Raw genomic sequence first — 13997 nt, 5'->3', positions numbered from 1 at the left:
AGTACTTCAGTTGCAGTTCTCTGCGTCCTCCGCGGCTCTGCGTGAGAAAATCAGTTGGTGTTCAGGCGGACAGCTTCCAGCGGGGACCCTGCGGTGTGTCCTCCACCAGCACGCCGCGGGCGGCGATCTCGTCGCGGATGGCATCCGCCTGGCCAAAGTCGCGCGCCTTGCGGGCGGCCTGCCGCGCCTGGATGCGCTCCTCCACCCACGCGGCCAGGTCCTCGTCCACCACGTTCTCGCGGTCCGACAGCCCCACGAAACCAAAGACGCCGTCGATGCGCTCGAACGCCCGCAGCGCCGCCTGCTGCTCCGCCTGGCTGATGGGCCGGCCCTCCAGCTCGTGCAGCCGCGCGTTCACCCGGCTCACCAGCTCGTGCAGGGCGGCCAGCGCCACGCTGCTGTTGAGGTCCTGGTCCATGGCCGCCGCGAACGCCGTGAGCGCCTCGTCGGCCGCGGGGTGCAGCACGGGCGTGTCCGACGGGTCCGGATCGCGGACGGTGGGGTGCTCGCGCAGGCGGTCGCGGGCGTCACGCACGCGGCGCACGGCCTCGGCGGCGGCCTCCAGCCCCGCAAAGGTGAAGTTGAGCTTGCTGCGGTAGTGCGCCGTAAGGAACAGGTAGCGGATGGACGACGGCTTCACCCCCCGCTCCACCAGATCCTGCAGGTTGAAGATGTTGCCGGTGGACTTGGCCATCTTGTCGCCCTCCAGCAGCAGGAACTCGCCGTGCAGCCAGTAGCGCACGAAGGTCTTGCCCGTGCACCCCTCGCTCTGCGCGATCTCGTCCTCGTGGTGGGGAAAGATCAGGTCCACCCCGCCCGCGTGGATGTCGAACGTCTCCCCCAGCTCCTGCATGCTCATGGCCGAGCACTCGATGTGCCACCCCGGCCGGCCGCGGCCCCACGGCGTGTCCCACGCGGCGCCCACCTGCTCGTCCTCGGGCTTCACGGCCTTCCAGAGCACGAAGTCGCGCACGTCGTCCTTGTCGTACTCGTCGGCGGCCACGCGCTCGCCGCGGCGGCCGGCGCTCACGTCCACCTTCGACAGGTTGCCGTAGGCCTTGAACTCCGAGATGTCGTAGTACACGGACCCGTCGGCCACGTACGCCAGCTTGTTCTCCTCCAGCCGGCGGATGATGTCGATCATCCCGTCGATGTAGTGCGTGGCGCGCGGGTGTACGTCTGCCTGGCGAATGCCCAGCTGCTCGAAGTCGCGGAACAGGCTCTCGATGAACGGCTCCGTGTACGCGTTGAGCGACACGCCCTCGCGCACGGCCCCGCGGATGGTCTTGTCGTCCACGTCGGTGAGGTTCATCACGAACTTCACCTCGTAGCCGCGGTACTCCAGGTACCGGCGCACCAGGTCGCTGAAGAAGAACGTGCGCAGGTTGCCGATGTGCGGCGGCGCGTACACCGTGGGCCCGCAGGTGTACATCCCCACCTTGCCTTCGTGCAGGGGGACGAACTCCTCTTCGCGGCGGGTGAGCGTGTTGTAGAAGCGCAGGGGCATCGTTTTGTGTCCTGAGATCGCAGGCGATGGGTGCGCGCGGGCGGTACGCCCGCGCACGGCACGGTCGTTGGCTACCGGTGGGCCGGCCTACATCGCCTGCTACTCGCCGTCATCGTCGTCGTCTGCATCGTTCATGGAGGAGGGCGCCGGCGCGGACGCCAGGGCCGGATGCATGCCTTCCCACTGCACCGTCTGGTGGGGAAACGGGATCTCGATCCCGTCGCGGTCAAAGCGCAGCTTGATGCGGCGCCGCAGCTCCCTGGCCACGTCCCACTGCTTGAGCGGGAGCGTCTTTACCATCACGCGGATGTTCACGGCCGACTCGCCGAAGGTCTCGATCCCCGGCACCTCCACGCGGTCCAGCAGCAGCGGCTTCCAGTCGGCGTCCTCGTACAGCTCGCGGCCCACGTCGCGCAGCACGGCCATCACGTGGTCGGGGTCCTCCTTGTACGCCACGCCCACCTCCAGCACCACGCGCGCCCACGAGCGGGTGAGGTTGCTCACCTTGGTGATCTGCCCGTTGGGGACGATGTGCACCACGCCGTGCACGTCGCGCAGGACGACGATGCGCAGCGTCATCTGCTCTACCGTGCCGCTCACGCCCTCGATGCGGATGACGTCGCCCACGCCGAACTGGTTCTCGAAGAGCAGAAACAGGCCGCTGATCACGTCCTTTACCAGCGACTGCGCGCCGAACGAGACGGCCAGGCCCACCACGCCGGCGCCGGCCAGCAGGGGCCCCAGCTCCACGCCCAGGGCGCCCAGCACCATGAACAGCGTCATGACGCCGATGATCACCAGCCCCACGCTGCGCAGCAGGCTCAGCAGGGTGCGGGTGCGCTGCTCCTGCGGCGTGAGCATGCCCGGCGTGGTGCCCAGCGAGCGGTCGATGCGCCGCAGCACCACCTTGAGCCAGTAGTACGCCAGCCACGCGACGAACAGCGAGCCCAGGATGCGCAGCCCGGTGGCCGTGATCGCCGCCCAGTTGAAGCGTTCCGCCCACTCGCTGCGCAGCTGCGAGAGCTCGACGAGGGCGAGGCTGTCCACCTGGATCATGGGCGCGGCGTACGTCCTGGGCTCGGGGTTGTCGCGGCCGAGTCACGCACGCCGGCCAGCCCGCCGAACGTAGGCCGCGGGCGCGGGATGGTCAAGGCGGGGCGGCGGATTTCCGTCCCCGCGCTGCGGATTGGATGCCCCGGCGCGGACCGCCGGCGGGCGTCAGAAGCGGATGCCGAACGTCACCGGGACAAAGTACGCGCCCTCCAGCTCGCCCACGCCGTGGTCGGACGCGATGACGTGCAGCCCCGTCTCGGCGTGGAGCGCACGCCCGCCCCACGCGCCCTCCAGCACGGTGCCCAGCTGCAGGCCGGGGATGATGCCGTACGGGTTGGATGCGCCCTCCACGTCCACCTTGTGCGCCGACAGGCCGATCAGGCCGCGCACCCGCGTGCCGCCCGCACGGTGGAACACCGGCAGGAGGTTCGCCCCCAGGCTCAGGGAGCGGTAGTCGCCCGCCTGCCAGTCTCGGTTGTCGCCGGGAAACAGCGTCGCGGCCAGGTCCACGCGCAGCAGCCGCTCCGGCGAGTACAGCGATCCCTGCACGCGCAGCCCCACGTCGCGGTGCTCGCCCAGCGGACCCACGGGGATGACGGGCCCCGCGCTCACGCCGAGCGACTGCGCGCGCAGCAGATCGGCGGCGAGCAGCAGGGGAAGGAACAGGGCCAGGCGGATGGAGCGACGGCGCATGCGGGCGTGATTGATTCCTGAGGATGGGGCGCGCGGATTGGTGCGCAGGCGCTTGGTACCGCGCCCGCCCTGCGTTTGTTGCGGATCAGCCGTGATCTCGACTTCGTTGCCGTCCGGGTCTCGGACGAGGACCTCGAAGTAGCCGTCGCCCGTCCATCGCGGCCCGGAAACGATGGGCACGCCGGCCTCGCGCATCCGCTCCGCCATCGTCCGCACCGCCGCCTCCGAGCCCACGGCGACGGTCAGGAGCACGTAGCCGAGTGCCGGCGCGCCGGGCGCATCGGCCAGGTCCGGCAGGCGCATGAGCTCCAGCCGCGCGCCTTCGTCCGGGAGGGCGAGGAAGTACGATGCGAAGCCGGGCCGGTTCGTGCTCTCGTATCGCCCGCCCGCCGTCGCACCGAACCACCGCGCGTAGAACGCGCGCAGACGCTCCAGGTCGCGCGTCCACACCGCCCCGTGCTCGATCCGCATCATCCGTCCTGTCTCAGACCGGCTCGGTGACAGCCAGGTAGCGGCCAGCCAACTCCCGCACCTCGCCGACCATCGCCAGCGTCTTGAGGTGCCGCGTCACGAGCAGCACGGGCGCGCGGGTGAACGCGGCTGCCACCTCCTCCGGGGTGGCGGCCGCCGACATCACGAGCGCCTTGGTCGCGGTGATCTGCTCGATGGCGCCCGCCGGCCAGGGACGCGCCTCCTCGACCGGGGCGGCCCCCGCGGACGGCGCGTCGGGCAGGTCCAGCTCCGGCGCCTCCGGGGCCGCCGCCGCTCCGCCGAAGCGCGGAACCTGGTACTCCGGCCGCAGCCAGCGGACGATGCCGCGCTTTTCCTCCTCCACGCGCTCGTCGTGCAGGGCCACCAGGCGCTCCAGCACCTCCTCGCGCTCCATGGGCCAGGGCCAGCCGTACGCCTGCGCCACGAGCACGTCCAGCTCGTCGTGGATGTCGCGCAGCACGCTGCACGCGGCAATCTCGTGCACGGCGCGCTCCTTGGGCGTGAGCGCCTCGCCGCCGCGCAGCTTCTCGACGACGTTGTACATCCCCGTCATCGTCACGCGCTCGTCGCGGGCGATGGCGTCCTTGCGGTGCTGGTCCAGCCGCTCCGCCACCGCCCCGATCCGCGCCCGCAGCTCCTTGGGCGGATCGGGAAACGGGAACGGGTCGAAGCAGCGGCTGTTGTTGTATCTGGGGTCATTCCCGACCCCTAATCGCCCGCCTGCAGCCAAGGCCCAGTAACGATGAGGCAAGGCACTCAATACCCCAAGAATGAACGAATTATCCGTCGCAATCGCAATGATTCCCTGGTCCGGAAGAATTGCAGTTTCAACAAATGTAAAGAAGCGATGCTTCGCGGTCATGGGAGTCGCTACATATCGCTGAAGACCCGCCAGAGCCGCTCTCAAGCCTGCGCGCGGTTCACCGAACCTCCACCAGTAACGAGCGTACATGCTCCGGCTGTTCGCATCGCGCTCGGGTTTGACCCGATCACCGAGCAGGTTAGTGATAATAGGATATTATCGTATCGAGGAGTGGCACTCTTAGGCCGCGGTTTCGTACTAACGGAGCAAGAAGCCAACGAGATTATTCGATTGGACTCTCGTTCGAGCGAAGTCATCCGACCGTTGTTGAACGGCCGTGATCTTACAGACAGATCCAGAGGTTTGTATGTGATTGATCTTGGTCTCTCTGAGGAAGATAAGCTGCGAGAATATCCTATTATCGCTGAGAGGCACCGATGCAGCCTTGGCAATATCCACATATGGAGTAAGATCCGGGTTCAATCGTAAGGTTCTTTGCTCTCCCAGAATGGTCCCGGTTGGACTCACACTCACCAGCACAGCTTCGGATGAGTCCCTTCCGAATACGGTCAGGGCAACCCGAACATCTGCGGCGCCGCGCTCATCAATCCACGGGTGATCTGCCACGGTCCAGATTACGTGAACTCCTTGAAGTGCGGCCTCAGCGACAATACTCCTGTTCTGTATCTGTGTGATCGTGTTAGTGGTAATCAGCCCAGCACGGAGTGTTTCGCCAGTTGCAATTGCGGAAGCAGCCCGCTGCCACCAATACATCACGTAGTCGGCGGTATCGGGAACGTTTGGATATATCTGCCGTAGCGCTTCGACATATCCGTCCCCGAAAGCAGTACGCATGCGAGCAGAGCCGAGATAGGGAGGGTTTCCTACGATAAAATCCGCTGTGGGCCATTCCGCCGGGCGAGGATTCACATATCGAAAGAACGCAAGGCGCGCGCTCGGATCGGGGACTAGCTTTCCCGTAACCGGGTGCGGGATGCGCGGCGTGGGATCAGGCCGCGACTTCTCAGGAATTTCGACAATATCGTCCCAGGCGAGCACCGCGTCCCGCAGTTCCAGTGTACCAGTATCTTTCAGCACTGGCTCAGGCACGTTGACGCCCTTGTGATGCTCCATCCAGAACTGATGATAGCCAATCCACAGGGTAAGCTCAGCGATCTCGCGGGCCCACGGCTTAACTTCAATGCCGTGGAACTGCCACGGACCCACCTCCTCAATCCCGAGTTCCGGGTTGCCGGTGATCTGCTCAATGGCCCGCAGCACCTCCAGTTCCAGGCGCTTGACCATGTGCAGCGTCACATACAAGAAGTTGCCACTGCCGCACGCAGGGTCCAGGAAGCGCAACCGGCGCATCCACGCGTGAAACTCGCGCAGTTCTCCCAGAGCCGCATCGCGGTCTTTCTTGCGCTTCGACAGGGCCAACTCCGCGACGTGGGCCTGAACAGGAGCCCAGCGATCGCGTAGCGGCACTTCCACTGTTTGCCGCACCACGCGTTCTACAAACTCGCGCGGCGTGTACTCCGCACCGAGTCGGTGGCGCTCCTTCGGATCCAGCGCGCGCGTAAGCAACGTGCCGAATATGGTGGGCTCTACCTGACGCCAGTCCGCGCGCGCAGCATCAGCCAGCACGGCCATGTCGCCTGAGTCCAGAGGCAGCACCTCTGCATCGGCGAAGAAGTGCCCGTTGAAGCGCAGCAGCTTCCGAAGCCCAAACCGCGTGCCCGCGTCCATCGCCTTCCACAGCCCTTCCATCACCTCGCTGAACTCGGCAGGGTTGTCCTGGAAATGCTGGACGGCAGCCTGGAACGGCTTATCCGCCAGCAGTCCCACGTCTTCGGCGAACATGGTGAAGACGCAACGCATGAGAAAACGCGCCACGCGCTCCCCATCCATCCCCCGCCCTTCCAGCGACGCGGAGAGCTTCGCAAGCTTCTCCGCCACCTCGCGCGTGACGGCGCGGCCACGGATGGCCGGGTTCAGCGACTCGGGAGCCTCCCACACCGCGCGCAGGAACTCGATGTCGTCACCGCTCTGCCAGAGCCGGCGCAGGTCGATGCGGCGCGCGGCGTTGAGGCCCCCGTAGTTTCCACTCCAGCGGTCCCACACCAGCAGCGTGCGGGCGACGTTCATCACCATCAGGTACGGCGGCGGGCCGTGCTTCACGTCGCCCGCGTAGCCCTTGGCCTGCCCGTACGCCGCACCCAGCACGCGGTCCGCGCCGGCACCCGCGTCCGTGTGCTTGGCTTCGAGGATGAAGAAGCCCTGCCGGTACAAGTCGATGAAGTTCGTCGACTCCTTGCCCGTGCGCCGGTCCACCGTCGTGACGGGGAACTCGAACTCGTATCCGGAGCCGCGCGGACGCGGCGGCGCCACGCCCAGGGCGGCGCACAGCTCGGTGACGTACGTCTGGAAGTTGGCGCGCTCGGCCGCGGGGACGGCGTCCCACTTGTCGGCGAGGGCGCGAAGGGCGGGGCTCTGTGGATGCACGACGGAAACGTGGAGCGTAACGCGGACGGAAGATGGAGCGCGGGATCGCGAGGATTGGCGCGTCAGGTCAAACTACGCCGCGCGTCTGCCCGGCGCGACCCGAACGCGGCAGATCATGCACAACGGCGGATGGCGGTGACGCGTCTACCCGCGGACGGGTCCCAGGTCCATTCCGCGCAGGAACTCGCAACGCAGAAAGCGCCAGCCGGCCCCCTCGCGGACAAAGAGGTAGCGGGTGTCCTCGATGTACGTGTCGATCAGGCTGCCGTCCGGCGGCGCGGAGGTGCCAAAGCGCACCACCACGGCCGCCGTGTTACCGGCGAACGTCACGCCCTGCGTGCCGACCCAGTCCCTGTATCCGGGCTGCGGCGGCGGCAGGGTCGCGGCCGGCAGCGCGCGCAGCCGCCCCGCCACAGCCGAGTCGAAGGCCGTCTCCCCCGGCGCCACCTCCAGCCGGTGCTTGTAGTTCCCCTGGGCAACGTACGAGACGGCATCCACCAGCGCGGTGTCCTCCGTGACCTGCGTGCGGGCCGCGGGCGCGTGCGCCAGGATCGCGGCGACGGCCGTGAGGAGGAGACGTGGCTTCACGAGAGCACCTTGTCGCCGGGCGGAAACGAAATGCGGCGCTACGGCGCGCCGGCGGGGTGGACGGGGACCCAGATCTCGATCTCGCCCGTGTCCGTCCGCGGATCGAAGCGGTCGTCGTACAGCTCGAAGTCCGGCGTCTGCGCGGACGCGTAGCCGGAGCGCGGCAGCCAGTCCCAGATGGCCATCCACGTCTCCTGCAGCGCCGCCCGTCCGCCCCGGTGGAGAAAGACGGCGTAATGCGCCGGCGGAACGCGCATCCGCCCCGTCTCCGGCGGAAGGCCGTCGAACGACGCCACCTCCACGCCCGTCATGAACTCCATCGTCTGCGCCTGGGGCTGCGCGCCGCAGATCACGCCGTACGCGGCCGTTCCCTGCCGGCCCGGGATGGGGCCCAGCGTCTCCAGGTCGCGCCACTGCTCCGGGATGGTGCGCCGCGCATCGGCAAAGGTGTGCACGCGGCGCAGGCCGGCCAGCAGCATGGGCCGCCCGTCTGCAAATCGCGCGGGCTGGATGGAGGTCATGATGACGGACGTAGAGTGTTGCGGATTCGCGGATCGCGGGGGCAACGCATTGTGGCACGCGCGCCGATCCCGATCAAGATGGGCGGGCGGATGGGATGATGCGGATCGTGCGCAATTCGGCACCGTGCACGAAGGTCGCCACGAGCTTCGCGGGCAGGATCCTTTGTCGCCGCCCGGGTTTTGCGCGCGGTCAGGGCCTGCGCGGCGGCTCCTTAGAGGCTGTTTAGAACCTGCAACCGCAATGCGTCATCCTGAGGGAGCGCCGCGCACAACGTGAACGCACTCAGAGCTTTGGCGCGATCGAAGGATCGCGCACGGACAGGGATTACGCGGCGGCTCCCCAGGATGACGCGTTGGGCGATCCGAGTCATTCAACATCCGCTGTCAGGAGGACGCACGTCGGCAGGAGCGGGGACGGCGTGGGATCAGGGGCGGTTGGGGTCGGTGCTCCGCTCCACGCGGATGGCGCCGTAGAGCTGGCCAAAGGGGACGACGAGGATCGCCCCCCCATCGCTGCCCAGCACCAGCCCGGCCGCCAGGATGCCGGCGGTGGTGAGCGCGTTGAGCGGGAACGCGCCGCGGCGGCCGTTGGCCAGGTGCACGCCGGCCGACATCCCCAGCGCCTCGCCCGCCAGCATGCCGAGCACGAACCCCGGCCCAAAGCAGAAGTCGATGCAGTCCGGGTCCCCGTCTCCATCGATCACGCTGCCCAGGATCGCGCCCGCCACCATCCCGCCCCCTGCCCCCAACACGCCGCCAAGGATGAGCGCGGGCGTCGATCCGCCCTCTCCCACGGTCGCCTCCGCCGCGTTCGGCGCGAACACGACGAGCAGCGTGGGCTCCGCCGGAGCATCCGCGCGTTCGGCCGAGGCGACGACCGGCGAGGTGTAGAGCTGGTTGCGGAACTGGGCATGTCCGGCGCGGGGGACGAGCGCGGCGCAAAGGACGAGCAGCGTGGCAAGGGCGAGGCGCATGATCCGGCGGTGCGTGTGGAGGGAGGGATTCGGAGTGGAAAGGACGGCTGGTGGGGAAAGAATGTTTCTGCGGATGCAATCGTGACGATCGGCCGTGATGGATCAGGGGCGAGGCGTGGTGGCGAGCTCCACCAGGACCGAGCCCGCGAGCTGGCCCAGGGGCACCGCGATGAAGACGTCAGGATCGCGGGTGGCCAGCGCGTAGCCCACGCTCACGATGGCGGTGGAGGCAAGCAGGCTGAGGGGGAGCGAACCCCGGCGAAAGTTGCCCAGGTGCACGCCCAGCGTCGTTCCCACCGTCGTGCTCGCCAGCAGGCTGATCACGCCCCACGTCCCCAGGCACAGGTCCATGCAGTCCTCGCCCTGCTGCCCCGCATCCCCGGAGCCGAGCACCAGCCCCACCAGCACCCCCGCCGTGTTGCCCGCCAGCCCGCCCAGCACCATGAGTGGCACGGAGACAGCCGGTTCCCCCGTCCCCGCCACGTCCGGGAGCAGGATCGCCAGCGTGGGCACCGGCTCGCCTGCCTCCACGGGCAGCGCCGCCACGGGCGAGGTGTAGAGCTGGTCGCGGAACTGCGCGTGGCCGGCGCGCGGAAGGAGCGCGGCGCAGAGTGCGAGCACCAGGGCAAAGCGCATGGCGGGCGGCTCCTGGAGGGGGAGGGCTGCGGACGAAGACCGACGGGAGAGAATGTCTTCGCGGATGGATTCGTGACGATTGGATGAGGGCAACGCGCGGCGGGCAACGCTTGCGAGCATCGGGCGAATCGTACCCGGTCGCGCGCCCTGGAGCCGCCGGGGCCGCCGACCCATCCGCCGACGATCACGAATCCCCATGAACGCGCTCATCCTCGCCGTCGCTCTCGGCGTCTCCGTCCCCGCCCCCGCGCCCGTCCTTGTCCCCGACTACGGCGGCACGTGGACGCTGGACGAGGCGCGCAGCACCAACCTTCCGCCCTTTTACGCGCAGGTGAACCGCCACACGCTGCAGGTGGCGCAGACGGACGCGCGGCTCACCGTGGACGTGGAGATCGAGAACGGCGGCCCGCAGCCGGAGCGGTTCGCGTTCGTCTACGCGCTGGACGGCAGCGAGACGGCGACGACGACGCGCATCCGCACGCCCACTGGCCCCATGGAGGTGCCCACGCGCCTGCGCGCCCGCCACGGCGACGACGGCCGGCTGCACATCACCATCATCCGCGAGCTGCCGCGCGGCGGGCAGACGATCACGGCGACGGGCACGGAGGCGTGGGAGCTCGCGCCGGACGGCCGCACGCTCACCGTGCACCGCGCGGAGCAGATGCCCCAGGGCGGCGAGACGCGCTTCGACATGGTGTTCGTCCGCGGCTGAGCTTCAACGGACAACTGCATTTCACGCAGAGGGAGCAGGGGCAGCAGAGGGGTTCATCGCGCGACGAAGTCCTCCGCGGCTCCGCCGGCTCTCACGTGGAGCGCAGGCGCATGTGCAGCAGGGGGAACGGCTTGCCCAGGCCGTCGAGGGGTGATCGATCCTCCACCTCGAAACCCATCCGCAGGTAGAAGCCCACGGCCTGCTCGTTCTGCTCGTTCACGTCCACGCGCGTGGCGCCCAGCGCGTGGACGGCGTGCTCCAGCAGCGTGCGGCCCACGCCGCGTCCGCGCAGGCCGGGGTGGATGAACAGCGCCTCCACCTTGCCGTCCGCCACGCCCACGAAGCCCGCCAGCCGTCCGTCTCCATCGCGCACGCAGGCCAGCTCCAGCGCGCCCACCAGCTCGTCGCGCACGGCGGGCTTGAAGAACTGGATGTCGGCCTCGGAGAGAAAGTGGTGCGTGGCGCGGACGGACGCCTCCCACACCTCCACCAGCCGCGGCACGTCCGCCGGCACCACCGGGTGAATGCCGGGCTGCAGCTGGATCGTTTCGTCGCTCGTCGTCATTTCTCCGCGTCCGGTCCGCGCCACGTCTCGTAGTCAAAGTCCGTCAGGTCGATCTCGGGAAAGTCCGCGGGCGCCGTGTAGACGTGCGACTCCATCTTGTCCGGCTCCGGCGACCAGTAGCTGAGCGTGGACACGCTGGCCAGCCGCCACCGCCCCGTCGCCGCGACGTACTCGAAGGTGTAGTCCGCCCGCCAGCGCCACGCCGATCCGCCGTAGTGGTGAACGGTAAAGCTCCCGGGCCGCGCGCCCACGCCCTCGAACGGGTCGCCCATCATGCCGCCGCACTCCGTGCACATCGCCACGTGCTCGGTGCGCGCGCCCATCCGCAGCGCGCCGTCCGGCTGGCGCATGAGCACCAGCAGCGTGCGGAGGTCGTCCTTGTCCGGTGCCGCTCCATCCCCCGCGTACGGCTGGCCGGTGTACTTGCGCCGCGTGCCCAGCACGAGCACGTAGTCCCGCCGCCCGTCGCCGTCCAGGTCCGCCGCCGCCACGCACAGCGGCTCCTTGCCCTGGGTGACGAACGGGCGCACCTCGTCCGGCGTGGGCGTGGGCTCGTACGGCGAGCAGCTGGTGTCGGCGACGGCGTACGGGCGGATGACGGCCGGCGCGTCCGCCGCGGCCGGGGCGCGGACCAACGCGAGCACCCCCGCGCAGCCGGCGGCGAGGGCGAGGATCCAGCGCGTTGGGCGGAGCAGCATCGGACGGAGGGAGCGCGCGGAGCGGGCGAGGAAGCGAACGTGTCCCAATAAGGGCGGATGCGAGCCTGCCGCGCAAGGCTACGGCGGGCCGGCGGCGCGCTCTCGGTCCGTGCGACCGCGGACGGCGCGGCCGCGCTCCTGGAGGTGGCGCGCGCGCTCGGCGCGGTCGGCGTGGTAGTCGATGTCCGCGCGGTGGCGCGACATGCGCCGGCCGGACAGCTCCTGGTCACGCTCGCCTCGCACCTCCGCGTAGATCGTCCCCTGCCCCGCGATAAAGATCACGCCGTCGCGCACGCCCCAGGCGCGGCCGCGCGGGTCCGTCCACGTCCAGTCGCGCACGCGGCGCTCGCGGTCGGCCTGGCCCTGTACGCTGTCGTTGAACGCCCGCATGGCCGCGCGAAAATCCGCCAGGTAGCGCGCGTCGTCCGGCGGCAGCGTGCCCGCGCGCGGCGGCGTGACGATCAGCCGCGAATCGCCCAGCTCCGCCCCCAGCCGCGTCCGCCCCGTCCCCAACGGTGCGTCCCGGCTCGCCGCCGATCCGGGCCCCGGCATGGACGACGCTTCCGCGACGCTGGACGGATCGGCGCCGTCGGCGGAGGCTGGGGCCGAAGCCTGCGCGAGCGTATCGGGCGAGGGTGGATTCACGACGCCGTATCCGCCGGATGCCGCGGAGCCGGATTGGGTGGGGATGGGCAGACCGGGGTGACCGCGAACGGGCGGCCACTGGATCTCCACGTACGTCGCGTGCTCCACGGGGTGTCGCGCCGTCCGCTCAGCGCCCTCCCGCCGCGCCGTCAGCACGAGGACGATCGCGATCGCGTGGACGATGAGCGAGACGCCGAGCGCCCGCCCCATGCGCCGCGACCGCTCCGTCGCGCGGGGGCGGCGAAGCGGGACGCGGATGGGCAGCAGCGGGGTGGACGGCACCGGACGGGGCGGCGAGGGGACGACGAGGCTGCGGGAGCGCGCCTTCTACTCACCCGCCGGATCGCGGGTTCCTTGGCCGCCCGTCGATGATCACGCGTCCGCGCGCAGCGGCACCAGCGCCCGCAGCCGCGGCTCGCGCAGGTACAGCCCCAGCCACACCATCACGGCAAAGACGAGGCTGGTGCCAAAGAGCGGGTCTTCCATGCGGATGTGCGACGCCGCCGCGCCGCCCAGGTAGCCCGTGAGGATGATGGCGCCCAGCACGGCCGTGCGCGGAACGATGTACAGCACCGTGGCGATGGTCAGCGCCAGGCCGATGGGCACCGCGAGGTGCGCCGGGTAGCCGAACTGCACCAGCCCGTCCACGTACGGCTGGAACCGGGCAATGCGCATCACGCCGTCCGCGAGCAGGAACAGCGCGGCGAACCCGCTGAGCGCGCGCCCCGCGCGCACCATGCCGCGCCCGGCGGGCCTAGCCTGCGTGGCGTCGGTGGCCGCCGAGGTGTGGGGATGGATGGCCGTGCTCTGCATGGGGGCTCCTCGTGGTGTGGAGTGGGCGAGGCGCGGCTGCATCCCCGCCTCCACAGTCACGACGAACGGCTCTCCGCGATTTCGACAAACGCGAAGGATGAATTTCTCCGCTTCAGAGTTGGATAGTCGCATGACAACAAGCGTCATCCTGAGGAGCCGCCGCGTAAACCGTGTCCGTGCGTGGTCCATGGCGGCGACGAAGGATCTTGCCCGCGAAGCTCGGGGACGACCCTCGTGCACGGAAATCGGCTCCGAGTCTCGCACACAAGATCCTTCGGTCGCGCCAAAGTTCTGCGCGCGTTCACGTTATGCGCGGCGCTCCCTCAGGATGACGCATCGCGGGTGCAGGTTTGATGCGCGCTACACGTGCGTGATCCACTGGCGAATGACGGCCGAGAACGCGGATCGCTTCGCCTCCACGTCGTCGGCGTCGCGGAACTTGACCGTGGCGCGGTCGGGGCCGAGCCACTCCAGCAGCCCGTCGGGATCGGCGATGGCGGCGCGGGCGGCGGACTTGTCGCGCACCCTGGCGCCGAAGTGGAGGATGATCTGCACGCCGGTCCTGGCGCGCAGGTGGAACGTCGCGAACCACTCCGACGTGCGAAAGCTGGGCGCGTTCCACTTGATGCCCTCGGCGATGCGCGGATCGGTATCCAGGATCATCCGACGCAGCACCAGGATCTCCGCCTTGTGAGGATGCTCCAGCGCCGCGAGAAACGCCTCCACGTCATCAGCCACGGGAACCCACGATCAGAAGGAAAACAAGCGGGCGGGATGCCGGCCGTGGAGCAAC

15 protein-coding genes are annotated in these 13997 nt (G+C 69.2%); 1 reads left to right on the top strand and 14 read right to left on the bottom strand.

All coding sequences use genetic code 11. The features are described 5' to 3' along the window. Nucleotides 1-61 precede the first annotated feature (61 nt). From cysS to VFZ20_RS09835, 9 genes are all read right to left on the bottom strand, one after another. A complete protein-coding gene (gene cysS, locus VFZ20_RS09875) occupies nucleotides 62-1507 on the bottom strand; it encodes a cysteine--tRNA ligase (protein WP_329683700.1) in 1446 nt (481 codons plus the stop codon). Between the two features lie 99 nt (nucleotides 1508-1606). Continuing rightward, entirely contained in the window at nucleotides 1607-2554 is a 948-nt protein-coding gene (locus VFZ20_RS09870) for a mechanosensitive ion channel family protein (RefSeq protein ID WP_329683699.1), read from the bottom strand. A gap of 171 nt (nucleotides 2555-2725) precedes the next feature. After that, nucleotides 2726-3727, bottom strand: coding sequence for a VOC family protein (locus tag VFZ20_RS09865; RefSeq protein WP_329683698.1), 1002 nt, complete (start codon nucleotides 3725-3727; stop codon nucleotides 2726-2728). 10 nt (nucleotides 3728-3737) lie between these two features. Then, on the bottom strand, nucleotides 3738-4358 hold the full coding sequence (locus VFZ20_RS09860) for a hypothetical protein (RefSeq protein ID WP_329683697.1): 621 nt from the start codon (nucleotides 4356-4358) through the stop codon (nucleotides 3738-3740). A gap of 447 nt (nucleotides 4359-4805) precedes the next feature. After that, entirely contained in the window at nucleotides 4806-7052 is a 2247-nt protein-coding gene (locus tag VFZ20_RS09855) for a DNA methyltransferase (protein WP_329683696.1), read from the bottom strand. Between the two features lie 144 nt (nucleotides 7053-7196). Then, the gene (locus tag VFZ20_RS09850; RefSeq protein ID WP_329683695.1) at nucleotides 7197-7640 is read right to left on the bottom strand and encodes a hypothetical protein; all 444 of its coding nucleotides are present in this window, start codon (nucleotides 7638-7640) and stop codon (nucleotides 7197-7199) included. Nucleotides 7641-7678: 38 nt separating this feature from the next. Continuing rightward, nucleotides 7679-8161, bottom strand: a complete 483-nt coding sequence (locus VFZ20_RS09845) for a GyrI-like domain-containing protein (RefSeq protein ID WP_329683694.1) — start codon at nucleotides 8159-8161, stop codon at nucleotides 7679-7681. Nucleotides 8162-8586: 425 nt separating this feature from the next. Beyond that, on the bottom strand, nucleotides 8587-9135 hold the full coding sequence (locus tag VFZ20_RS09840; protein WP_329683693.1) for a hypothetical protein: 549 nt from the start codon (nucleotides 9133-9135) through the stop codon (nucleotides 8587-8589). A 102-nt stretch (nucleotides 9136-9237) separates the two neighbouring features. Further along, complete coding sequence (locus tag VFZ20_RS09835; protein ID WP_329683692.1) at nucleotides 9238-9771, bottom strand: hypothetical protein; 534 nt, start codon at nucleotides 9769-9771, stop codon at nucleotides 9238-9240. Nucleotides 9772-9967: 196 nt separating this feature from the next. On the opposite strand from VFZ20_RS09835, the gene VFZ20_RS09830 reads away from it, so the two are divergent. Next, nucleotides 9968-10483 (top strand): hypothetical protein, encoded by a 516-nt coding sequence (locus tag VFZ20_RS09830; protein WP_329683691.1) that lies wholly within the window; start codon nucleotides 9968-9970, stop codon nucleotides 10481-10483. A gap of 91 nt (nucleotides 10484-10574) precedes the next feature. Here the strand turns inward: VFZ20_RS09830 and VFZ20_RS09825 are convergent, their stop codons facing one another. From VFZ20_RS09825 to VFZ20_RS09805, 5 genes are all read right to left on the bottom strand, one after another. Then, nucleotides 10575-11048 (bottom strand): GNAT family N-acetyltransferase, encoded by a 474-nt coding sequence (locus VFZ20_RS09825; protein ID WP_329683690.1) that lies wholly within the window; start codon nucleotides 11046-11048, stop codon nucleotides 10575-10577. Then, entirely contained in the window at nucleotides 11045-11746 is a 702-nt protein-coding gene (locus VFZ20_RS09820) for a hypothetical protein (protein WP_329683689.1), read from the bottom strand. The genes VFZ20_RS09825 and VFZ20_RS09820 overlap by 4 nt, the downstream gene beginning before the upstream one ends. 78 nt (nucleotides 11747-11824) lie before the next feature. Beyond that, on the bottom strand, nucleotides 11825-12673 hold the full coding sequence (locus VFZ20_RS09815; protein ID WP_329683688.1) for a hypothetical protein: 849 nt from the start codon (nucleotides 12671-12673) through the stop codon (nucleotides 11825-11827). A 90-nt stretch (nucleotides 12674-12763) separates the two neighbouring features. Beyond that, a complete protein-coding gene (locus VFZ20_RS09810) occupies nucleotides 12764-13204 on the bottom strand; it encodes a DoxX family protein (RefSeq protein WP_329683687.1) in 441 nt (146 codons plus the stop codon). Between the two features lie 360 nt (nucleotides 13205-13564). Then, complete coding sequence (locus tag VFZ20_RS09805) at nucleotides 13565-13942, bottom strand: DUF1801 domain-containing protein (protein ID WP_329683686.1); 378 nt, start codon at nucleotides 13940-13942, stop codon at nucleotides 13565-13567. Between the last annotated feature and the right edge of the window lie 55 nt (nucleotides 13943-13997).

Origin of the sequence: Longimicrobium sp., from assembly GCF_036280135.1 — a bacterium.
GTDB lineage: Bacteria > Gemmatimonadota > Gemmatimonadetes > Longimicrobiales > Longimicrobiaceae > Longimicrobium.
This window is presented reverse-complemented; position numbering and strand designations above follow the sequence as displayed.

What these genes read in the sequence shown, in the direction of transcription:
- cysS (WP_329683700.1), bottom strand. Translation starts at nt 1,507, where the DNA reads ATGCCCCTGCGCTTCTACAACACGCTCACCCGCCGCGAAGAGGAGTTC.
- VFZ20_RS09865 (WP_329683698.1), bottom strand. Translation starts at nt 3,727, where the DNA reads ATGATGCGGATCGAGCACGGGGCGGTGTGGACGCGCGACCTGGAGCGT.
- VFZ20_RS09845 (WP_329683694.1), bottom strand. Translation starts at nt 8,161, where the DNA reads ATGACCTCCATCCAGCCCGCGCGATTTGCAGACGGGCGGCCCATGCTG.
- VFZ20_RS09840 (WP_329683693.1), bottom strand. Translation starts at nt 9,135, where the DNA reads ATGCGCCTCGCCCTTGCCACGCTGCTCGTCCTTTGCGCCGCGCTCGTC.
- VFZ20_RS09835 (WP_329683692.1), bottom strand. Translation starts at nt 9,771, where the DNA reads ATGCGCTTTGCCCTGGTGCTCGCACTCTGCGCCGCGCTCCTTCCGCGC.
- VFZ20_RS09830 (WP_329683691.1), top strand. Translation starts at nt 9,968, where the DNA reads ATGAACGCGCTCATCCTCGCCGTCGCTCTCGGCGTCTCCGTCCCCGCC.
- VFZ20_RS09825 (WP_329683690.1), bottom strand. Translation starts at nt 11,048, where the DNA reads ATGACGACGAGCGACGAAACGATCCAGCTGCAGCCCGGCATTCACCCG.
- VFZ20_RS09820 (WP_329683689.1), bottom strand. Translation starts at nt 11,746, where the DNA reads ATGCTGCTCCGCCCAACGCGCTGGATCCTCGCCCTCGCCGCCGGCTGC.
- VFZ20_RS09810 (WP_329683687.1), bottom strand. Translation starts at nt 13,204, where the DNA reads ATGCAGAGCACGGCCATCCATCCCCACACCTCGGCGGCCACCGACGCC.